The 558-nt window shown below is 28.5% G+C and carries 2 protein-coding genes; both read left to right on the top strand.

What is annotated here, in order from left to right; genetic code table 11:
* On the top strand, nt 1–211 hold a 211-nt coding region (locus tag ATCC9714_RS16520), incomplete at its 5' end, for a flagellin (protein ID WP_280136265.1).
* Between the two features lie 221 nt (nt 212–432).
* A partial coding sequence (locus ATCC9714_RS17885) for a flagellin N-terminal helical domain-containing protein (RefSeq protein ID WP_457852420.1) occupies nt 433–558 on the top strand: 126 nt, incomplete at its 3' end.

Genomic DNA, 558 nt, shown 5'->3' with positions numbered 1-558 from the left:
AGGAGCAACTCAAAATAGATTAGAGTGTACTTCTTCAAACTTAACAACTTCTACTGAAAACTTATCAGCTGCAGAGTCTAGAATAAGAGACGTTGATGTTGCTAAGGAAATGGTTAAGTTATCTAAGTTAAATATATTAACTCAAGCATCTCAAGCTATGGTTGCTCAAGCTAAGCAACAACCTGAGAGTGTAACTCAATTATTAAGATAATTAAAAAGTTAATTAAGATTAAAAATAAGGAGTAAAGCAAAATGCTTTACTCCTTATTTTTAGGGTAAATAAATTTAATTTATATAAAAAAATAAAAAAATTAATAAAAAACTATAAAGTTTTAAAAAAATATTTCGATATATAATATTGTAAGCAATACTTGGCCAAGTAATTGCACAAAAAAAGACAAGGATGTCGAAAAAACTAAGGAGAGTATTAAAATGAGAATAAACACTAACTTAAACGCTATGGTTGCGACTAACCAAATGGCAAAAAACACTGCATTATCAGGAAAAGCTATGGAGAAGTTATCTACAGGATTAAGAATAACTAAAGCTGGAGATGAC

This window comes from Paraclostridium sordellii (assembly GCF_000953675.1).
Classification (GTDB): domain Bacteria; phylum Bacillota; class Clostridia; order Peptostreptococcales; family Peptostreptococcaceae; genus Paraclostridium; species Paraclostridium sordellii.
Note: the sequence above shows the minus strand (reverse complement) of the source record. Positions and strands in the feature narration are given on the sequence as shown.